Source organism: Saccharopolyspora soli, assembly GCF_022678645.1.
In the GTDB taxonomy this organism is placed as follows: Bacteria; Actinomycetota; Actinomycetes; order Mycobacteriales; family Pseudonocardiaceae; genus Saccharopolyspora; species Saccharopolyspora soli.
The window spans coordinates 1-21,022 of the sequence record NZ_JALBWV010000092.1; the positions used below are offsets into that span (position 1 = coordinate 1).

The following is a 21,022-nucleotide window of genomic DNA, read 5'->3' on the forward strand; positions in this document are numbered from 1 at the left end:
TCCGGGCGTCCCCCCCCCCCCCGGGGCCGCCCCCCCCCCCCCCCCCCGGGCGCGCCCCCCGCGGGGGGGGGGGGCCCCCCCACTCCGGTGGCCTCAGCCGCCGAAAGTCGAATCCGAGATGGTGGCCGGGTTTCCGGGGCCGCACTCGGGGCCGACGGCTAAAAGTCGGAACTTGCCGAGACCGCCGCCAGGCAGGACCAGCAGTTGGGCCGGTCGCCCGTTGAGCGTGATCTCCCGCGCTCCGAGTGGTTTGCCGCCGTTGATGCCGTTGGCCTGCAGACAGCCGATGAGCCGCTGCGGATCGGCCAGCGCACTGCTGTACTGCTCGGCCTTGAGCAGTTCGCCGAGTTGTTCGCCGGTGATCCGCACCTGTTCGCCCTGCAGCGCCAGCGGCGGGGCAGTTCCGATCGTGGGGCCCGGCTGGGCTTGGTTGCTGCTGGGCTGCGTGCTGGGCAGTACCGAGAAGACCACAGCGGCCGCGGCGGCTGCCACCCCGACCAGGCCAGCTCCCAGCGTGACGCGCCGTCGACGGCGTCGCTTGGCGGCCGCGAAGTCGATCACCTGGCCGCCCTGCGCGGCGGGCGGTGCGGTTGGTGCGGATGCGTCGCTCTGCTGCTGGGCCCAGGCGCGGACCTCGTTCTCCAGAGCGGCATCGATGCGGGCCGAAACGTCGTCGGGGATCGTCAACGGCGGCAGCGCTGCGAGATCCGAACTGGTGGCGTCCAACGCCGCCAGGATCTCCCTGGCCTCCGGGTCGTCCTGGACCTGGACTCGCAGTTGATCAGCGGTCTGCTGGTCCAACACCCCCGCGTGGAGATCGGCCAGCAGGTCCAGGGACCACGGTGGCCCCTGCGGCGCCCCCGTGCGCCGTTGTTCACCACTCATCGTCCCTCCCGTCGACGCATGGCCATCGCGTCATCTGGGACGTTCGCATCTGCACTTGGGTTCCGCAGGTGTCCCAGAAGTTTGGCTAGTTTGGACCGACCACGCGCACATCGGCTCTTGACCGTCCCCTCGGCGACGCCCAAGATCACCGAGGTTTCGGCTACGGAGTATCCCTGGACGTCCACCAACACGATCGCGGACCGTTGATCTTCGGGGAGTTCGGCGAGCGCGTCCTGGACGGCCATCCGGGTGTCCTGCTCGTCGATGGCGTCGCGGGGCACCGCCGGTTCGGTGGGACCGGTTTCCGGCAGCGGCACGGTCGGCCTGGCCTGGCGGCGACGGATCCGGTCCAGGCAGGCGTTCACCACGATCCGGTGCAACCACGTGGTGACCTGGGATTCGGCGCGGAACGAGGATGCGTTCCGGAAGGCCGAGATCATCGCGTCCTGAAGTGCGTCGGCGGCCTCTTCGTGGTCGCGCATGGTGCGCAGCGCGACCGCCCACAGCCGATCTCGATGTCGGCGGAAGAGCTCGGAGAACGCGTGCGGATCTCCGTTGGTATGCGCCGCGATGAGCTCGGCGTCTGAGCTGACGGGGACAGACACGACTCAGCACTTTACTAATCGTGAGAACCGGCACATCCGCCACACTGACGAGTGGTCCATCAGCCCTGGTCAGCCTTCGTGCAGTAGCGACCGTCAGGCGGCACTGCCGTTGACCGTGACCTCGTTGAGCTGCGAGGAGAAACCGCCGCCGTTGGGCGTCAGTTGGGTGACCAGCACCAGGATCTGCTGGGTCGGCGAGTCGGCCTGCAACTTGATCGAGTTGTCCCCGGGGGTCAGCACAGCAGACCCGATCAGCTTGCTGCCCTCCAGGCTTGGCGCGCCGTTGACCTGCCGGATCTCCACCTTGGTGCCCGCGCTCGGTGAGTTGATCAGGACTTCCCGCAGCACCGCAGCGTGATCGAAGGTCAGCACCGCGCCGGTGCCGTTGCTGATGCCGCCAGGACCGAGCTGCTGCTTGTAGTTGAAAGTGGCCCAATACGTGGTCGGATTGCCGTCGAACAGGTTCGGGATGCGCTGCGGGGCGTCCGGGTCGTTGTTGGTGTTGAACGACGTGCCGCCGGTGATCTTCAGCGGCGTCGCCGCGGCAGGGGTTTGGCCCGGTTGCTGATTGCCGGGTTGGTTGCCGGACTGGTCGATGACGTGGCTGTTGCCGCTGTTGCGGTTGGAGTCGATGAACATGCCGATCACGCCCACCGCGATCCAGCCGATCACCAGCAGGGTGGCCACCGCCAGCACGCCGACGCTGATCATCAGCTTCTTGCGCTTGGCCTGGTCGGGTTTGGGGTCTTCGCGCCGCCACACCTCGTTGCTCTCGGTGGCCTGCTGCGTCACCGCATTGGTGGCATCGAAGGTGGCGTGCTGCTCCAGCACGCGGAGCACGGCGGCGCCGGTTCGGACTCCGCCGGTGGTGCCGGTGGAATCCGGATTGCCCAGCGCGCGCACGGCGACCGTGGACAGCTCCAGCGGCACGGTCGGCCGCAACGTGCGCGGCGCGACCAAGTTCCCGTCCGGGCCGGTCGGCGCGACGGGCAGTCCTTCGGGTGCGTCACCGAGCGCCCACCGCCCGGTCAGCAGCAGGTACAGCGCGGCACCCAGACCGCGCACGTCGTCGGTGGAGGTGGCCTGCGCCATCGGGCCGGGGAAGGCCATCCGGATCTCGCCGTCCGGCGTGACCCGGATCCGCTGCGGGTGGTCGGCGCCGAGCACCAGACCGGCGTGGTGCGCCGCTTCGACCGCGGCGGCCAGCGGTTGCAGCAGCCGGGCCGCGGTACCGGGTGGCAGTGGTCCCTCGGTGACCAGGTCGAGCAGATCGGTGCCGTGGGTCCACTCGGCGATCACGATGCCGAGCACGCCGTTGGGATCGCTGGACGACTGCGTGACGACGTCGAGCACTCGGGCGACGCCGATGTGGTTGAACGTGCTGGCGTGCATCGCGCGTTCCAAGGTCCGCCGCGCGTTGGATGCGGCTTCGGAGTCCGCGCGATCGCCGACCAAGATCGTCAGCGCCACATCGCGACCCAACACGCCGTCCTTGGCCCGCCACAACTGGGCGTTGCAGCGGTTGTCCGAGCCGACCTGGGAAAGCAGCCGGTATCGGCCGTGGTCCAGTACCCGGCCAGGGGTCAGCCCCTGATCGGCCGAACCGTCGTCGCCGCCGGATTCGTCGTGTTCCGCCGCGATCTGCTCGGTGGGTTTGCTGGTCACCTTCCCTCTCCCGCTCCTTCCGGTCCGCCCGGGGCTGCGTGCCACCCCTCTTCCCCCACGGAAGGAGACTTCTTCGTCGAGGGTACGTGACGCAGGAGTCAGCGACGACGCAGCAAACCGGTGAGCCGTCCGATCGCGGGCCGGAGTTCGGCCACACGCAGCACCGACATCAGTCCGAAGATCACCGCGAAGCCGATCAGCGAACCGACGAACAACTGCAGCCATCCCGTTCCGGCACCGGCGTTTCCGGGGATCAGCGCGTCCACGCCCAGGGTGCTCGCCCACGCGAGGAGTCCTCCGAGCACCGAGGCGGTCAACGTTTTCGCCAGCGTGCCAAGGAAACGCCGACTGCCCAGCGGGCCGAGCCGGTGCCGCAGCCAACCTTCACCGACCAGCCAACCCACGATGAAGGTGAGCGAGTTGACGAACGTCAGGCCGAACACCACCTGGTCGGGTTCCACGAGCGCCGGTACCGCGAAGGCCATCAGCACCTTCGCCGCGGTCATCACGACCATGATCAGCGTCGGGGTGCGGGCGTCTTGCAAAGCGTTGAACGTCCGCATCTGCATCATCGTCAGCGCGTAGGGCAGCACGCCGAATGCCGAAACGGCCAACGCGAGGCCGAGCGTGTTGGCCGAAGCGGCCGAACCCTCTTTGATCGCGAACAGCCCCATGGCAAGCGGCACGCCCAGCGCCGTCATGACCGCGCTGATCGGCAGCAGGGTCACTGTGGACAGTCGGTTGCCGAGCGAGAGATCGTCGATCACCTTGCGGTAGTCGCCATCGGCGGCGGCAGCGCTCATCCGCGGCAGGATCGCCGTCATGATCGAGAATCCGATCACGCCGTAGGGCAACTGGAGGAGCATCCAGACGTAGTTGTAGGTCGACCAGGCACCGGCGTCGGCGCCGGTGGCCACCCGGCTGAGAGCGACCAACCCGACCAGGCTGATCGCGACGTACCCGAGGGTCCAGAGCGCGAGCCCGCCGAATTCGGACAGCCGCGAGTCCCAACCCCACCGCCAGTGGAACTGGAAGCCGGTCTTGCGCAGGGCGGGCAGCTGGATCGCCGCCTGGCAGACCACGCCCATGGTCACGCCGACGCCGAGCGTGAGCACGTGCGCGTCGGTCATGGACACCGGGTTCAGCGTCATCTCGCCGGGGAGCAGCACGTAAACGCCGATGGTGGCGATCACGACCAGGTTGTTGACCACCGGCGCCCACGCCGGGGGGCCGAAGATCTGCTTCGACTGCAGGATCGCGCCGACCAGCGCACTGGCGCCGTAGAAGAAGATCTGCGGCAGCAGGAGGTACGCCAGCGCGTTGACCAGCGCCGGGTTCGAGGCATCGGATTCGGTGACGAAGATCCAGGTGAGGATCGGGGTGCAGACCAACGCCAGCAGGGTGCCGATTCCCAGGATCACGGCCGCCAGCGTCGTCAACCGCTGGACGAACCGCTGGCCGCCGTCGGCATCGTGCTTCTGCGCGCGCACCAGCACCGGGACCACGACGCTGGTCAGCACCCCGCCGATGAGCAGTTCGAAAATGCTGTTCGGCAGCGTGTTGGCCACCGTGAACGAGTCGTTGATCGCTCCGAAGCCGACCGCGATGGCCAGCATCAGCTTCCACAGGAAGCCGGTGATCCGGCTGGTCAGGGTGGCGATCGCCATCGAGCCGCTGGCCTTGAGCAGGGACGGTTTGCCCGGCGAGACCGGACGGATCACCTGGGTCTGCTCGGTGGCCTGTTCCGCGGCCTGGTCCATGCCGGGTTCCGGCGGCACCACCGGGATCGGCTGGGTCTCCGCGGCGTGCCAGCCGCGCGGCCGCTTCGGCGGTCCCGAGCGCGGGGGTGCCGGTGGCGGCGGTGCGGCGGCGGGGCGCCGGATCGGCGTCGTCGGGCGCGTCTCGGGCCGTGGTGCGGGCGGCGGCACGGGCTGCTGCCTGGGCGCACCGCCCATCCGCCCGGCATCCCTGTCTCGGTTCACTGCCTCAAATCCTTCGCCCGCCGGAACACCGGGTGCCCGCCCGGTCCTGTCGCTGTAATCGAGTCACACACTCGGGGGTGACCCCGCTCAGGATCTCAGTTCCGGTTCCGATCACGGTCGGTGGTGGCGATCTGCGCGGTGCCGGGCGCATCCGCGTGCGGCGCCCCGTTCGTCGGCGCGGGCGAATCGGTCGATTCCGTCGAGCCGGTCGGCTGGGACGTCGACTCCGCGAGTCGCCGACGCCTGGCCCGTGCTCGCCGGATGATCCGCCGCGCGGACATCAGCACCAGCAACGCGGCGGCGATCGCGGTGAGGATCGGGATCAGCGCGCCGTAGTTGGTGGATTCCAGCTGCAGTCGCTCGGTGGTGCCGAACTGGGTGCCCGTCTCGGTGGTGGCGGTGACGTCGATGGCGAACTTCCCGGCGCCCTGCGCCCTGGTCTGCAGCAGGAACTGCCGTCTTCCGTTGGCCGGAACGGTGGCCGCACCGCCGAAGTCGTACTGCACCTCGACGCCCGGCACCCGCGGGATGCGGAACACGATGCTGACCGTGATCGGCAGGTCGTTGACCACCGTGATCGGGATCGGGCTGTCCGAGGAGAGCCGGGTCTTCAGGCCGGGGAACTCCTCGATCCGGACCTTGCCGAGCACTTCGTCGATCGGGCCGGTTGCCCGGTCGACCCATTCCCGAGCCGCATCCGGGCTGCTGCGCCATGCGCTGGAAACACCGTGCAGCAGCCCGTTGAACAGCGGCGTGGTGACGCGGCCGGGGTCGACCGGGCTGGAGCGTTCCGTTTCGGAGGACCGGTAGAGGTCGCCGACCTTGAAGTTCTGCGCGGCGAGCTGGTCGACGAGCGGTCGCGGGATCTCGGCGGAGCTGGCGTCCACCGGGTAGCTGAGGTCCGCTTCCGGCAGCGTCGCGGGGTCGGGTTCGGGCAGCGGGGTGGGGTCGATGATCCCGGCGTCGGCCAGCTGCCGCATGCCGTCGAGCAGGCTGCGCACGTCGTCCCCGCGCAGGTTCCAGCGGCGCGGTGGCGCCAGCACCGAGGTGGCGCCTGGGACGCTGCCCTGGGTGGCGCGGAAGACCAGCGCGCCGAGCGTGTTCTGCGCGGACAGCAGCCCGTTCTGTTCCGGCGACAGCGCGGTGACCTTCTGCGGCGTGTCGTGCTGCGGGTCGAGCGCGTTGGTCATCAGCGGGTCGATGGGGACGGCGGCCAGGTTGTGGCCCCGGACCCGGACCGGCGACAGCGATCCGGCGGGCAGCTGCAACGACCGGGGCTCCAGCAGCGCGGTGCTGATGCGCGGCAGCTCACCGGCGGCCGGTTCGTCCAGCGCGCCTTCGATCGGCCAGAGCACCGGGCGCGGTTCGACGCCCAGGATTTCCCTGGCCCGCAGCAGGTCGGCGCCGCGCAGCGCACCGTCGATCACGTCGGGCAGCCCGTCGCGGGCGCGGCTGATGGCGACGATGTCCGCGTCGGCGTAGGGCAGCGCGATCACGCAGCGCCCGGCGGTGGCCTCCTGCAGCTTGGTGAGCCACAGGGTGGCGGCCCCAGCACCGGTGCCTTCGACCAGCGAACCGTTGGGCTGGCGCACCTGGTAGCCGCCCCGCATGGCACTCGCGGTGATCAGCAGGTCCGGGTCTATCGCGAAGCACAGCGAGCTGCCCAGCCGCGAACCGGGCCCCGCGCCGTCGATCACCGCCTGCACCAGCTCGTAGAGCCGACCGCCAGGCGCGAGCGAAGCGGACAGCTGGTCGTCGACCAGCACCGCCCGCATGCCCGGAATCGCCTCCCGCTCCAGGCGCGGGTAATCGACCAGCGGCAGGATCAGGCTGGTCTTGGTCGGCTGCGCGGGGCGGGTCGGGGCGGCACCGGGGGTGGCCAGCACCGGCAGCAGGAATTGGGCTTCGGCGATCCGCGCCCGGCCGCCGACGGTCGGCGCGCCGTTGATGTTGATCAGCAGCGGGTAGATGCCGGGTTGGCTGATCTGCAGCGAGTTCGCGCCGGTGAGCGGGATGCGCAGCTCCACGGGGACCTGCTGGCCGGGTGCGAGGTGGTCGGCGACCGCGCTGAAGGAGGGCTCGGTGGCGGTGGCCGGGTCGTCGCGCAGCGCGCGTTGCACGGCCGGTTCGGTGGTGGTCGGGTTGCCGCGCTGGATGCGGGCTTCGATGTTGTTGATCTGTTCGTCGCTGGTGTTGGTCAACCTCCCGGTGACCACGACCTCGCCGGGAGCACCAGGGGTCACCACCGATGGCGTGATCTTGATCACGTCCAGCTGGGTCGGTGTCCCGCCCTGTGCCACCGCGGGCGGCGCCGGGATCGCCGGAACTAGCGCGAACAACACCGCCGCGACCATCGCGACCAGCAGAAACCTCACGCTGGCTCCGTCCCGCTGCCTCGTGCTGGCCGGACCCCGAGCCGTTCGGCCGCGCCGTCCGGTCCACCGCCGCGCAGGCTCAGCGCGCGACGCACCAGCCGACGCTCGTCGGCATAGGCCAGAATTTCGTCCAGCTCACCAAGCGGCACCCAAGCCACCTCGGTGACCTCCACGTCCTCGTCGGAAAGCTCTCCGCCCACCGCATCCAGCAGGAAGTGGTGCACGGTCTTGTGTATGCGCCGGTTGCCCGCGACGAACCAGTAGTCGATCGTGCCGATCGGTGTCACCACCCGGCCGATGATCCCGGTCTCCTCGGCGACCTCGCGCACCGCGGTCTGTTCCGGGGTCTCACCGGCCTCGATGTGTCCCTTCGGCAGCGACCACAGCAGTCGCCCCTTGCGGTCCAGCCTCCCGATGATCGCAGCGAGGCCCGCCGCGCCGTCGACCACCAGTCCCCCAGCGGAGGTTTCGTCGACCGTCCGCAGCCTGCGCCGTCGGCGTCGGTTCCGACGCCCCGGTTGGGCACCGCCGGAGCGGCCGGGCGACGGGGGCATGCCGCTGATGGTAGTGCGATCAGCAGTTTCAGGGGGGAGCTGGTCGGTAGCGCAGCGTGACCGCCAGCCGTCTCCTCGGTTGCGAGAACCGCAGGTCGGGCCTGGTGACGGCGGTGCGGGGCATTGCGGGCCTGCCGGGTTGCGCAGGCCCGCATAGGGGTAATTGGGTGGGCTGAGCAGCCGATACCCTGATGTCCCGTGTCCCCTTCGCAGCACCACGACTCCGCGACGTCCGCCGAGATGCAAGCTCGGGAGCGCCAGGCACAGCGGAATGCCGTCGTGGAGCTGGTGAAAGCCGCTCCGGTAGCCGAGGAGCTCGCGCAGCGCTTCGCCGCGGCGGGCCACCGCCTGTACCTGGTCGGTGGCAGCGTGCGGGACGCGCTGCTGGGCCGGTTGGGCACCGATCTCGACTTCACCACCGAGGCACGTCCGGAGCAGGTCCGCGACCTGCTGACCGGCTGGGCCGAGACGATCTGGGACACCGGCATCCAGTTCGGCACGCTCGGCGCTTACCGGCACGGCACGACCATCGAGATCACCACGTTCCGCGCGGACATCTACGACCGGGTGAGCCGCAACCCGGACGTCGCCTTCGGCGACACCATCGAGGCCGACCTGGTGCGTCGCGACTTCACCGTGAACGCGATGGCCATCGAGCTGCCGAGCCGCTCCTTCATCGACCTGAACGACGGGATGGCCGACCTCCTCCAGCGGCGGCTGGACACCCCGGCGGCCCCGGAGGACTCCTTCGCCGACGATCCGCTGCGGATGCTGCGCGCCGCGCGCTTCGTCTCCCAGCTCGGCTTCACCGCCACGGATCGGGTGGTGCAGGCGATGACCGACATGGCCATCGAGATCACCCGGATCACTCCGGAGCGGGTGCAGGTCGAGCTGTCCAAGCTGCTGTGCGGCGAGTTCCCGCGGCGCGGCGTGGAGCTGCTGGTGGACACCGGGCTGGCCGACCACGTGCTGCCCGAGCTGCCCGCGATGAAGCTGGAGATCGACGAGCACCACCAGCACAAGGACGTCTACCGGCATTCGCTGACCGTGCTGGACCAGGCGATCGACCTGGAACGGGCGGCCGACCCGGAGGCTGCGCCGGATCTGGTGCTGCGGCTCGCGGCGCTGCTGCACGACATCGGCAAGCCAGCCACCCGGCGGTTCGAGTCGGGCGGCGGGGTGAGCTTCCACCACCACGAGGTGGTCGGCGCGAAGATGGTCCGCAAGCGGCTGCGCGCGCTGCGGTACCCGAAGGACGTCATCAACGACGTCGCCGATCTGGTGTTCCTGCACCTGCGGTTCCACGGGTACAGCGAGGGCCAGTGGACCGACTCGGCGGTCCGCCGCTACGTCAACGACGCCGGTCCGCTGCTGGACCGGTTGCACAAGCTGGTGCGGGCGGATTGCACGACCCGCAACAAGCGCAAGGCGACCGCGTTGCAGCGCGCGTACGACGATCTTGAGGAGCGCATCGCGCGGATCGCGGCGGAGGAGGACCTGGCGAAGGTCCGGCCGGACCTGGACGGCAACGAGATCATGCGGCTGCTCGGCGTCGCTCCCGGCCCGGTCGTGGGCCGGGCCTGGAAGCACCTCAAGGAGCTGCGCCTGGACCGCGGGCCGATGTCCCGCGAAGAAGCCACCGAGGAGCTCTTCAGCTGGGCCCGTGACCAGGGCATCGACGTCCCCGAAGCACCGGTGGATCGTTAATAATATTGAGTTGAACGATTCATTAGGACTGCTGAGTGGTGTCGTGGGCCTGGTGGGGATGGCTGCCGCAGGTGGTTTGGTCGGGGTGGGTCCGTGCGCGGGCAACCAGTGAGATCATGCGATGGTGGGATCAGACGCGGACGTGGAACCGGGGACGCTGCTCGTCGCTGCCCCACAGCTGTTGGACCGGAACTTCCGACGGACGGTCGTTTACGTCATCCACCACCGTGCCGAGGGCACCTTGGGCGTTGTGCTGAACCGGCCGAGCGAGGTCGCGGTGCTCGATGTGCTGCCGAAGTGGGGCCAGCACGCGAGCGAACCGCAGTCGTTGTTCGTCGGCGGCCCGGTGGAGCAGCGCACGGCGATCTGCCTGGCCACGCTGCGCGCCGGTGAGGACGTCGGTGCGATCGCTGGCATGGTGGGTGTCCGCGGCCCGGTCGGCTTGGTCGACCTCGACGGTGACCCGGACGACCTGGTGCCCAGGGCCCGCGGCCTGCGCTTCTTCGCCGGGTACGCGGGTTGGGAAACCGGCCAACTGGCTGGCGAGATCGAACGCGGCGACTGGATCGTGGTGCCCGCCCTCCCGGACGACGTGATCGCGGATCCGGGCACGGAACTCTGGGGCCGAGTGCTCCGCCGCCAAGGCCCACCGCTCGCTTTCCTCGCCACCCACCCAGGAGACGTCAAGCTCAACTGACTGCCCGACCGAAAGTGCGGTTCCAGTTATCCACAGATTTTGGGGTTGTCCACAGGGCTGTGGAGAACTGGGTGTGGATCAGAGCCAGCCGTTGCGGCGGAAGGTCGCGTACAGCGCCCAGCAGACGCCGACGATCACCAGGAGCGCCAGCGGGTAGCCGAAGACCCAGTGCAGCTCCGGCATGTATTCGAAGTTCATCCCGTAGATCGCGCCGACGATCGTCGGCACGAGCGCGAGCGCGGCCCACGCGGAGATCTTGCGCATGTCCTCGTTCTGCCACAGCCCGGCGCGCGAGAACTGGGCAGCGAGCACCGAGTTGAGCAGCTCGTCGTAGGACAGGACCTCCCGACCGGCGCGGACCACGTGATCGGCCACGTCGCGGAAGTGGTGCCCGAGCACGCCCCGCGCTCCGCCCTCCGGACTCTTGAACCGGTGGGCGACCGGCAGCAGCGGCTCGACGGCCTCGCGGAACTCCAGCACCTCGCGCTTGAGGGCGTACAGCTCGGCGGTGGGGTCGTCCCGGCCAGCGGCGAAGACGCGCTGCTCCAGCGCGACCAGGTCTTTGGCGAGTTCGGCTGAGACAGCGAGGTAGGCGTCCACGACGGTGTCCGCGAGCAGGTAGACCACGGCCAGCGGTCCGTGGGTGAGGAGGTCCCGCCGGTCGGCGGCTCTGCGGTGCGCCTCGGTGGCCGGATCTTCATCGCCGTGCCGGACCGTGATCAGCACCCGGCCGCTCACCAGCATCACCAGCCCCGAGATGCGGACCGCCGATGTCCCCTCGTGGTAGCCGAGCACCTTGAGGGCGATGAACAGGCACCCCGGATACGGTTCGATCTTGGCGCGCTGGTGCCCCTGCATCGCGTTTTCGACCGCCAGGCGCGGCAGGTCGAGCAGGCGTGCCGCCTCGCGCAGGACGTCGAACCGCTCGGGCGGCACTTCGAGCCAGACGAAGGCGTCCTCCGGCACCTGGCGCAGGGCGTCGAAGATGTCTTCTTCGGCGATCTCCGCCGAGTCGCTGTTGTGGAAGCGGGTGCACCTCAGCATGCCGGTCACGTTGCCACGAGCGCGTCCGGAAGGCGGCGATTGCCGAGACCCGTTTCCCCGGAAAAATCAGTTCTGCTGGATCGCTCCGCAGCAGCCGCCCGCGCAGCCAGCGCATCCGCCGGTGGGCGCCGGTGCGGGCATCGCCTCGGCGGCCCGGTCGCCGATCACGCCGCCGACGGTCATCAACGCGAACGCCCCGATCAGCCCGAGCACAGCGACCATCACGACGCTGAAGGCGGCGGCCAGCATCGGCAGCGAGGCACCGGCGAGCACGGCGACCGCGCCACCGGCCAGCATCGCGGGCCCGGCCGCCCGGTTGGCGAGTTCGAACGCCTCCTCGCTGCGCATGGCAGCGGGAGTGCGGACACCGACGTAGCGGTTGCGGGGCAGCTGGCCCCGCAATCCCCGGAAGCCGAGGAGCAGCAGCGCCGCCCCGCCGAGGACCAAGATCGCGCAGCAGATCACCTGAACAGCGAGCACTCGGACAGCGTAAGCCTCCATCTGGGCGCTACCTGTTGGACACCCTGCTCGGGTGTGCTGTGGCACATGGCGAAAACATCTGTCCCGAGCGGACTGCTGGCGGTCGCGCTGACGGTCGCGGTGGCCGCGCCCGCTGCGGCCGCCACCGACGACGTGCGGCTGGTGGCCGAAACGACGCTGCCGCACGCCATGCAGTTCGACGGCACCACGGTCGGCGGACTGTCCGGTGTGGACTACGACCCGCGCACCGGCGAGTGGCTGCTGATCAGCGACGATCGTTCGGATCAGCAACCGGCGCGGATCTACACCGCGCGACTGCAGGACGACGAGGTGCAGCTGACCGGCACCGTGCCGCTGCTGCGTCCGGACGGCACGACTTACCCGAAGGGCAGCGTGGACCCGGAGGACATCCGGTGGGATCCGTGGACCCGCGACGTTTGGTGGACCAGCGAGGGCGAGCGCAGCGCGCAGCTGATCGACCCGTCGATCCGCAGCGCCGCACCCGACGGCTCGTTCGACGCCGAACTGCCGCTGCCCGAGAACCTGCGGATGGCGCCGGAGACCGGCCCCAAGCAGAACGAGGTGCTGGAAGGACTGACCTTCACCGCCGGGGGCGCTCGGGTGGTCACCGCGATGGAAGGACCGCTGCTCCAGGACGGCGAGTCCCCGACGACCGAGCACGGCGCGCTGTCCCGGATCACCGTGCAGTCCCGGTCCGGTCACGTGCTCGGGCAGTACGCCTACCCGCTGGACCCGGTGTTCGCCGAATCGCCGACCGGCGAGTTCGCCAACAACGGGGTGTCCGCGCTGCTCGCCGACCGCGGCGTCTACCTGGTGATGGAGCGTTCGTTCGTCACCGGCGTCGGCAACTCGATCCGGATCTACCGGGTCGACACCCACGGCGCGACCGATGTGCAGGACGTCCCGTCGCTGCTCGGCGCGGACGTGCGACCGGTGCACAAGGAACTGCTGGTCGACCTCGCCGACCTGGGGCTGAGCAAGATCGACAACGTGGAGGGGATGACCTGGGGGCCGCGACTGCCGGACGGCAGCCGCAGCTTGGTGCTGGTCAGCGACGACAACTTCTCCCCCGAGCAGACCACGCAGATAATCACCCTTGCCGTGCGGTGATCTCGGTTACCCTGAACTCGTGAGTACTCGACTGCTCCTTGCGAGGCCGCGTTGAACGTCCGGTGGTGACGCTTCGACGCGGCAACCCCTCATGCCCTCCCAGGGCCTGGGGGGTTTTCCATTTTCGGCAAGCGGCACACTAGGAGCGCACGAACCGCCGTCCAGGCGAGAGGGCAGGGAAGGACGCGACACGATGAGTGGCCAGGCAGAGGGCTCGACGACCGGGGGTACCGAGGAGGTCCCGCAGTTCCGCTACACCGCGGAAACGGCGACCGAGCTCGAACAGCGTTGGCAGCGTCAGTGGGAGGAGCGCGGCACGTTCCACGCGCCCAACCCGACCGGCTCGCTCTCCGGTGACATCCCGGCGGACAAGCTGTTCGTCCAGGACATGTTCCCGTACCCGTCCGGCTCCGGGCTGCACGTCGGCCACCCGCTGGGCTACATCGGTTCGGACGTCTACGCCCGCTACCACCGGATGCTGGGCCGCAACGTGCTGCACACCATGGGCTTCGACTCCTTCGGACTGCCCGCCGAGCAGTACGCGGTGCAGACCGGGACGCACCCGCGCACCACCACCGAGGCCAACATCCAGCGGTTCCTGGGCCAGATCCGCCGCCTGGGCCTGGGCCACGACGAGCGCCGCCGGATCGCCACCACCGACATCGGGTTCTACCGCTGGACGCAGTGGATCTTCCTGCAGATCTTCAACGCCTGGTACGACCCGGACGCCGCGGGCGGCAAGGGCCGCGCCCGGCCGATCGCCGAACTGGAGGAGCAGTTCGCCACCGGCGAGCGCGCCACCCCGGACGGCCGCCCGTGGGCCGAGCTCACCCGCGCCGAGCGGGCCGAGGTCATCGACACCTACCGGCTGGCGTACCTGTCCGAGGCACCGGTGAACTGGGCGCCCGGCCTGGGCACCGTGGTCGCCAACGAGGAGGTCACCGCGGACGGGCTGACCGAACGCGGCAACTACCCGGTGTTCCGCCGCAACCTGAAGCAGTGGATGATGCGGATCACCGCCTACGCCGACCGACTGGTCGACGACCTGGACCGGCTGGACTGGCCGGAGAAGGTCAAGACCATGCAGCGGAACTGGATCGGCCGCTCGCAGGGCGCCAACGTGCGGTTCTCGCTGGACGGTTCGGCCCACCACATCGAGGTCTTCACCACCCGGCCGGACACCCTGTTCGGCGTCACGTACATGGTGCTGGCACCGGAGCACCCGCTGGTCGACGAGCTGACCGCGACCGAGTGGCCCGGCGACGTCGACGACCGCTGGACCGGTGGCGCGGCGACCCCGGCCGAGGCGGTCGCGCAGTACCGGCGCACCGCGTCGATGAAGTCCGACCTGGACCGCCAGGAGAACAAGGAGAAGACCGGCGTCTTCACCGGGGCCTGGGCGACGAACCCGGTCAACGGCACGAAGATCCCGGTGTTCATCGCCGACTACGTGCTGATGGGCTACGGCACCGGCGCGATCATGGCCGTGCCCGGCCAGGACCAGCGGGACTGGGACTTCGCGACGGTGTTCGGCCTGCCGATCATCCGCACCGTGCAGCCGTCGCCGGGCTTCGACGGCGAGGCGTTCACCGGCGAGGGTCCGGCGATCAACTCCGCTTCCGAGACCACCGGCCTGAGCCTGAACGGCCTGGACGTCGAGGACGCCAAGAAACTGATCATCGCCTGGCTGGAGGAGCACGGCCACGGCCAGGGCACCGTGCAGTACAAGCTGCGCGACTGGCTGTTCGCGCGGCAGCGCTACTGGGGCGAGCCGTTCCCGATCGTCTACGGCGCGGACGGCGTGCCGTTGGCGCTGCCGGAGGACCAGTTGCCCGTCGAGCTGCCCGAAGTAGCGGACTACTCGCCGCGCACCTTCGACCCGGAGGACGCCGACAGCAAGCCGGAGCCGCCGCTGGCCAAGGCCACCGACTGGGCCGAGGTGGAGCTGGACCTGGGCGACGGCCTGAAGCACTACCAGCGGGACACCAACGTGATGCCGCAGTGGGCCGGCTCCTGCTGGTACCAGCTGCGCTACATCGACCCGGACAACGACGAGCGGTTCGTCGACCCGGCCAACGAGCAGTACTGGATGGGCAAGCATCCGGAGCTGCACGGCCCGAGCGATCCGGGCGGCGTGGACCTGTACGTCGGCGGTGTGGAGCACGCGGTGCTGCACCTGCTGTACTCGCGGTTCTGGCACAAGGTGCTGCACGACTTGGGCTACCTGGAGTCGGAGGAACCGTACCGGCGGCTGTACAACCAGGGCTACATCCAGGCGTACGCCTTCACCGACTCGCGCGGTGTTTACGTCCCGGCCGAAGAAGTGGAAGAGCGCGACGGCAAGTACTTCTACGAGGGCGAGGAGGTCAGCCGCGAGTACGGGAAGATGGGCAAGAGCCTGAAGAACTCCGTCTCCCCGGACGAGATGGCCGACGCCTACGGCGTGGACACGCTGCGGCTGTACGAGATGTCGATGGGTCCGCTGGACGCGTCGCGGCCGTGGGTCACCAAGGACGTGGTCGGCTCGCACCGGTTCCTGCAGCGGTTGTGGCGCAACGTGGTCGACGAGCACAGCGGCGAACTGCGGGTGACGGAGCAGCAGCCGGACGTCGAGATGCTGCGGGCGCTGCACAAGACCATCGCCGGGGTCCGGGAGGACTACGCGGAGCTGCGGTTCAACACCGCGGTGGCGAAGCTGATCGAGTTCAACAACCGGATCACCAAGGCGTATTCGGCGGCGGAGGGCACGCCGCGGGCAGTGGTGGAGCCGCTGGTGCTGATGGTCGCGCCGCTGACGCCGCACCTGGCCGAGGAGATCTGGGCCCGGCTCGGGCACTCGGAAAGCCTGGCGCACGGCCCGTTCCCGGTGGCCGACGAGCAGTACCTGGTCGAGGACACCGTGGAGTACCCGATCCAGGTCAACGGCAAGGTGCGGTCCCGGATCGTGGTACCCGCCTCGGCGGACCGGGAAGCGGTGCAGGCCACGGCGCTGGCGGACGAGAAGATCGCCGCCGCGCTGGACGGCAAGAACCCGCGCAAGGTGATCGTCGTCCCCGGCCGCCTGGTCAACGTCGTCGCCTGACGAACGGTCGTGAGTGGACAACCGGGTTGGAGCCCGGTTTCGCACTCACGACCGTGGAGCGCGGGAAAACCGGCTCCAACCGGCTTTCGCACTCACGACCGTTGTCACGGTTGCAGGGTGTTGAGGGGTTCGTTTTCCAGGAGGGCCTTGACCTGCTCCTTGCCGGTGACCGGGAGGGCTTCGGGGTTGAGCAGGCCGACCTGCACCAGCAGGGACGCCTGGTCCCAGTAGATGTGCTCGTAGGCGACCTTGCCGTCCTCGCAGCCCACCACCGCCACGGCGGCGATCTCCACCTGGCGGCCGGTGGGCGCCACGCCGGGCAGCAGCGCGTCGATGACCCGGTCGTGGGTGAACCTGATGATCATCTCGTCGACCACCCGCTCCGCGTCGGCGGTCCGGGTCAGCCGCGTGATGGTCAAGTCCGCGGGCCACTGGCCGATGAAGTGGTCGCGGTAGAACTCGGCCACCGCGTCCCGACCAGCGCCTCCGGCGGTCGTTGGCACGTGGTTGACCACGGGAGCGTCGGTCATCGTCGTCATGGTCGCGGCGACGTCCTGCACGACGAATTCGTCCGCGACGTGCTCGTCGAACAGGGCGCCGAGATCGGTGTCGCCAGGGCTCGAACTCATGCGGCTGGACCTCCTGAACAGCAGGGGACGTTGGACAGCGCCGGGGTGTGGTGATCATCTGGCGGCCCCGGCGTACGCAGTCCGCCATCGGGCCCAGCGAGTCGGTGTTCGTATTTTGCACCAGTCGGTGACCGCTCAGCCGGTGCGGGTGGTGCGGGCGATTTCGCGCGAGTCGGGCCCGACCGACGAGGAACTCCGGGCAGCCGAGTACTACGGTTCCCGAATCGCCACCAAGGCCACCGAGCTCGCCGCCTGACTGGGGTTCTTGCGAACCGCCATCCACCAGGCGACGCGGCGGTCCGGGGCGAGGTAGGTCACATGGCGGTGTTACTGGTCGGTAACTACCGTTGAGGTCAGTGGTACCGACTGGTGGAGGTCGCGATGGCAAGCTCCGGATTCGACGCGGGTGAACTCGCGGCGCTGCTGGACGGACGTTGGGCCCACGTCCGCAACCAGGTCCGCGACGCCCTCGACGGCATGCCGCTGCCACCGGGCGACGCCCTCGACACCGAGAGCCACCGCGCGCAGACCCTCGAACAGCTGCACCTGCTGGTCAAATCCGGCATCACCGACCTCGGCTTCCCGGTCGCCTACGGCGGCCGCGGCGACCCCGGCGGTTCGGTGGTATCGCTGGAACTGCTGCCCGGCAACCTGTCCCTGATGGTCAAGGCCGGTGTCCAATGGGGACTGTTCGGCGGCGCGATCGTCGCGCTGGGCACCGAACGCCACCACGAGCGCTACCTGCGCGACATCATGAGCCTGGACCTGCCGGGCTGCTTCGCGATGACCGAGACCGGCCAGGGCTCGGACGTCCAACACCTGCGCTCCACCGCCACCTACGACCCCGCGACGCAAGAGTTCGTGGTGCACACGCCGCACGAGTCGGCGCGCAAGGACTACATCGGCAACGCCGCGCGGGACGGTCGGCTGGCCGTGGTGTTCGCCCAGCTCATCACCGACGGCGAGAGCCACGGCGTGCACGCGCTGCTGGTGCCGATCCGGGACAAGGCCGGGAAGACGCTGCCGGGCGTGCGGATCACCGACTGCGGTCGCAAGGCGGGGCTCAACGGCGTGGACAACGGCCGGATCACCTTCGACCACGTGCGGGTGCCGCGCGAGGCGCTGCTCAACCGCTACGGCGACGTCGACCCGGACGGCACCTACCGCAGCCCGATCGCCAGCCCGAGCAAGCGGTTCTTCACCATGCTCGGCACCCTGATCCGCGGCCGGATCTCGGTGGCCGGGACCGCGGGCGGCGCGACCAAGCTGGCGCTGGAGATCGCGCTGCGCTACGGCGATGCCCGTCGCCAGTTCGAGCGCCCCGGCACCGAAGAGCCGACCACGTTGCTGGATTACCTCGCGCACCAGCGGAAACTCCTGCCCGCCCTGGCGAAGACGTTCGCCCTGCACTTCGCGCAGGAAGAGCTGGTGGCCACGTTGCACGACTTGGGCGACGACGAACGCCAGCAACGGGAGCTGGAATCCCGCGCCGCCGGGCTGAAAGCGATGTCGACCTGGCACGCGACGCACACCATCCAGACCTGCCGCGAGGCGTGCGGCGGCGCGGGCTACCTGGCGGAGAACCAGTTGGCCCAGCTCAAGGCGGACACCGACGTCTTCACCACGTTCGAGGGCGACAACACGGTTCTGCTGCAACTGGTCGCCAAGGGCCTGCTGACGAATTACAAGGACCAGTTCGACGAGCTCGGCACGCTGGGCATGGCCAAGTTCCTCGCGGACCAGTTCGTGGGCGCGGTGATCGAGCGGACGGCGACGCGTTCCCTGGTGCAGCGGATCATCGACAGGCCGGGTCGGGACGACATCGTCGACCGGGGCTGGCAGCTCAAGCTGTTCGACGACCGCGAGCGGCACGTGCTCGAAGGGCTCGGCCGTCGCCTGCGAAAGGCCAACCGCGACAACGCCTTCGCGGTGTTCAACAACGCGCAGGACCACGTGCTGCGCGCGGCTCGGGTGCACGTGGACCGGGTTGTGCTGGAGGCTTTCGTCGCGGCGATCGAGCGCTGCCGCGACCGGCAGACGGCGGCACTGCTGGACAAGCTCTGCGACCTGTACGTGCTGTCCGAAATCGAGGCGGACCGCGGCTGGTTCCTGGAGCACGAGCGGATCACCCCGCGCCGGTCGAAGGCGATCACCGAGGCGGTCAACGAACTGTGCGGCCAGATCCGCCCGCACGCGGTGGACCTCGTGGCGGCCTTCGGCACCCCGCGCCAGTGGCTCACCGCCCCGATCGCCACCGGAGCGGAAGCCCGCCGCCAGCAAGCCCAAAGCGCCTACGACCACTCAGCCACCAGCTGAGCGTTCTTGAGCGGCGGTGCAGGCAGCGGTGAGCGCCGATTTCGCGCGAAATCGGCGTCCCGCCCCGTCACAGGGTGTTGAGTTGGCCCTCGTCCGGTTCGTACTGGGGCCAGACGATCATGTAGTGCGTGTACTGCATCGTGCCGTTGCGCAGTTGCTCGTTGTCCAGGATGAGCTGCACTCCTTGCACGGTCTCGGGGGCGCCGCCACCGCCGGTGACGTACGCGCTGCCGTAGGCGATGCCGCTCTGCTCGTCCCAGCGCGACCAGTTGAGGTTCATCAGCTTCACCTCGCTGGCGTACTCACCCGTGACGCTCGGTGGGATGAACTCGCTCGGTCGCTGCACGAGCGTGCGGTTCGTAGCGTCCACATAGGTCGCGGCGTAGATCTCCGCCGAGGGAACGCTGTGCGGCTGTTCGCTGGCCCGCGCCGGGGACGTCGACGCCCTCGGCGGCGGGGTGGCATCGGAGTCCGATGTGGACGATTCGGACGTCTCGGTCGATGTGGACGATCCGTCCGCGATGATCGGCCGCTGGCCGATCTCACCGGCTGGGGGCAGGTTCGGTGGTGGCGGTGTCTGCTGGCCGCACGCCGAAAGCAGCAACGCGACACCGACTGCCAACGCCGATCCAAGCAACGACTTGTGCAACACGACCCGACCTCCTCGCGTGATCTTCAGATGCACGTTGGACGTCCACGGCCGGTGGAGGTTTACCCGAACCAGCGAGAAAGTCGCTCCGGCCAACGATTTGCGCCGAACGCAGCAGTGCACCGAGCCGAACGGGATGGTGGACGAAAAGTGGATCTCAGGTGGAACCGATCCGGCCGTGCGGCGTCGTAGTGGTGGACGAACCCGATGCCGAGATGCTGAGAGGCACGATGAACCCCCTGCTCCGGAAAGCCGTCATCACCGCGGTCAGCGGTGCGTTCCTGCTGGGCACCGCAGCCAACAGCATGGCCGCCCCGGCGCCCGAGGAAGGCAACACCGACCAGGGCATCACGTGCGAGTCCAATGCCAGCGGCGAGGGCGCGTTCTACAGCGGACCGTCCGCGTCGGACGTCTACGACAAGGCATTCGGCAAGGGGCCCGCGGTTCCGGGCCTGGACGAGTACACGCCGCAGGGCATTTCGACCTGGTCCGACTGGGATGGCAGCGGCAACGACCTGCTGCTGGTGACCTCCTACGGCGAGCCCGGCCAGGATGCCCGGATCATCGGCATCGACCCGAAGACCGGCAAGCACGTCGGCACGGTCGCCATCGCGGAGTCGCACGTCGGGGGCATCGCGGTCGGCAAGGGCTGGGCGTTCGTGCAGGGCCGCAACTCCGGCAAGTGGGGCACGATCCGCAAGTACCGGCTCACCGAGCTCCGGGATGCCATGAAGCAGGGCGGCACCCCGTACCTCAAGCAGGTCGGCAACGCGCGCAACGTGTACGCGGCGTCGTTCCTGTCGAGCTACGGCGACACCCTGTACTCGGGCAAGTTCAACGGCGGCGGCCGCGGCAATATGTACTCGTACAAGATCGGCGACGACGGTTCGCTGACCACCGAGCACGCCTACGAGGTGCCCACCAAGACGCAGGGCCTGATGGTCACGAAGGACAAGTTCGTCTTCACCGCGTCGTACGGCCGCGACAACCGCAGCAACATCTACGTGGTGGACAAGGGCGCGACGGACATCGACAAGCCGTCCACCAAGTGCTTCCGCGCCCCGAGCATGGCCGAGGGCATCACGGAGTACGGCGGAGACGCCTACCTGCTCTTCGAGTCGGGCTCCTACAAGTACCGAGACGCCCGAAACGTGATCGAGAACCTGCATGAGGCCAACATCTCCACCATCACGAACTTCTGAGCAGAAACGGCAAACGGCC

17 protein-coding genes are annotated in these 21,022 nt (G+C 69.2%); 7 read left to right on the forward strand and 10 right to left on the reverse strand.

Going from position 1 to position 21,022, the window contains the following annotated elements; all coding sequences use genetic code 11:
• Positions 1-93: 93 nt before the first annotated feature.
• The 6 genes from MOQ72_RS39890 to MOQ72_RS39915 form a co-directional block, all read right to left on the reverse strand.
• Positions 94-885 (reverse strand): RsmA family anti-sigma factor, encoded by a 792-nt coding sequence (locus MOQ72_RS39890; RefSeq protein ID WP_242191165.1) that lies wholly within the window; start codon positions 883-885, stop codon positions 94-96.
• Complete coding sequence (gene sigM / locus MOQ72_RS39895; protein ID WP_242191166.1) at positions 882-1,490, reverse strand: RNA polymerase sigma factor SigM; 609 nt, start codon at positions 1,488-1,490, stop codon at positions 882-884. Before sigM ends, MOQ72_RS39890 begins: the two co-directional genes overlap by 4 nt.
• 93 nt (positions 1,491-1,583) lie before the next feature.
• A complete protein-coding gene (locus tag MOQ72_RS39900; RefSeq protein WP_242191167.1) occupies positions 1,584-3,155 on the reverse strand; it encodes a protein kinase family protein in 1,572 nt (523 codons plus the stop codon).
• A gap of 98 nt (positions 3,156-3,253) precedes the next feature.
• Positions 3,254-5,110, reverse strand: coding sequence for a murein biosynthesis integral membrane protein MurJ (gene murJ / locus MOQ72_RS39905; protein ID WP_277955381.1), 1,857 nt, complete (start codon positions 5,108-5,110; stop codon positions 3,254-3,256).
• A gap of 122 nt (positions 5,111-5,232) precedes the next feature.
• A complete protein-coding gene (locus MOQ72_RS39910; protein ID WP_242191169.1) occupies positions 5,233-7,512 on the reverse strand; it encodes a DUF6049 family protein in 2,280 nt (759 codons plus the stop codon).
• Positions 7,509-8,066 carry an NUDIX hydrolase gene (locus MOQ72_RS39915; protein WP_242191170.1) on the reverse strand — a complete coding sequence of 186 codons (558 nt, stop codon included), beginning with the start codon at positions 8,064-8,066 and terminating at the stop codon, positions 7,509-7,511. The genes MOQ72_RS39910 and MOQ72_RS39915 overlap by 4 nt, the downstream gene beginning before the upstream one ends.
• Before the next feature lie 240 nt (positions 8,067-8,306).
• On the opposite strand from MOQ72_RS39915, the gene MOQ72_RS39920 reads away from it, so the two are divergent.
• Together MOQ72_RS39920 and MOQ72_RS39925 are read left to right on the forward strand one after the other, a co-directional pair.
• Positions 8,307-9,773: a CCA tRNA nucleotidyltransferase gene (locus tag MOQ72_RS39920; RefSeq protein ID WP_242191187.1), complete on the forward strand. Its 1,467-nt coding sequence runs from the start codon at positions 8,307-8,309 to the stop codon at positions 9,771-9,773.
• 121 nt (positions 9,774-9,894) lie between these two features.
• Positions 9,895-10,470, forward strand: coding sequence for a YqgE/AlgH family protein (locus MOQ72_RS39925; RefSeq protein ID WP_242191171.1), 576 nt, complete (start codon positions 9,895-9,897; stop codon positions 10,468-10,470).
• A gap of 78 nt (positions 10,471-10,548) precedes the next feature.
• Here MOQ72_RS39925 and MOQ72_RS39930 read toward each other — a convergent pair whose 3' ends face one another.
• Positions 10,549-11,514, reverse strand: coding sequence for a magnesium and cobalt transport protein CorA (locus tag MOQ72_RS39930; protein WP_242191172.1), 966 nt, complete (start codon positions 11,512-11,514; stop codon positions 10,549-10,551).
• A gap of 66 nt (positions 11,515-11,580) precedes the next feature.
• The gene (locus tag MOQ72_RS39935) at positions 11,581-11,994 is read right to left on the reverse strand and encodes an SdpI family protein (protein WP_242191173.1); all 414 of its coding nucleotides are present in this window, start codon (positions 11,992-11,994) and stop codon (positions 11,581-11,583) included.
• A 66-nt stretch (positions 11,995-12,060) separates the two neighbouring features.
• On the opposite strand from MOQ72_RS39935, the gene MOQ72_RS39940 reads away from it, so the two are divergent.
• Positions 12,061-13,125 (forward strand): esterase-like activity of phytase family protein, encoded by a 1,065-nt coding sequence (locus MOQ72_RS39940; RefSeq protein WP_242191174.1) that lies wholly within the window; start codon positions 12,061-12,063, stop codon positions 13,123-13,125.
• 193 nt (positions 13,126-13,318) lie between these two features.
• A complete protein-coding gene (gene leuS, locus MOQ72_RS39945) occupies positions 13,319-16,207 on the forward strand; it encodes a leucine--tRNA ligase (RefSeq protein ID WP_242191175.1) in 2,889 nt (962 codons plus the stop codon).
• Between the two features lie 104 nt (positions 16,208-16,311).
• Here leuS and MOQ72_RS39950 read toward each other — a convergent pair whose 3' ends face one another.
• Positions 16,312-16,836: an ester cyclase gene (locus MOQ72_RS39950; RefSeq protein ID WP_242191176.1), complete on the reverse strand. Its 525-nt coding sequence runs from the start codon at positions 16,834-16,836 to the stop codon at positions 16,312-16,314.
• A gap of 127 nt (positions 16,837-16,963) precedes the next feature.
• Here MOQ72_RS39950 and MOQ72_RS44975 point away from each other — a divergent pair, with 127 nt between their 5' ends.
• Both MOQ72_RS44975 and MOQ72_RS39955 read left to right on the forward strand, forming a co-directional pair.
• Positions 16,964-17,092 (forward strand): hypothetical protein, encoded by a 129-nt coding sequence (locus MOQ72_RS44975; protein WP_277955378.1) that lies wholly within the window; start codon positions 16,964-16,966, stop codon positions 17,090-17,092.
• A 125-nt stretch (positions 17,093-17,217) separates the two neighbouring features.
• Complete coding sequence (locus MOQ72_RS39955) at positions 17,218-19,152, forward strand: acyl-CoA dehydrogenase family protein (protein ID WP_242191177.1); 1,935 nt, start codon at positions 17,218-17,220, stop codon at positions 19,150-19,152.
• Positions 19,153-19,219: 67 nt separating this feature from the next.
• Here MOQ72_RS39955 and MOQ72_RS39960 read toward each other — a convergent pair whose 3' ends face one another.
• Positions 19,220-19,804 carry a hypothetical protein gene (locus MOQ72_RS39960; protein ID WP_242191178.1) on the reverse strand — a complete coding sequence of 195 codons (585 nt, stop codon included), beginning with the start codon at positions 19,802-19,804 and terminating at the stop codon, positions 19,220-19,222.
• A gap of 158 nt (positions 19,805-19,962) precedes the next feature.
• Here MOQ72_RS39960 and MOQ72_RS39965 point away from each other — a divergent pair, with 158 nt between their 5' ends.
• Positions 19,963-21,003 carry a lactonase family protein gene (locus MOQ72_RS39965; protein WP_242191179.1) on the forward strand — a complete coding sequence of 347 codons (1,041 nt, stop codon included), beginning with the start codon at positions 19,963-19,965 and terminating at the stop codon, positions 21,001-21,003.
• Positions 21,004-21,022 lie beyond the last annotated feature (19 nt).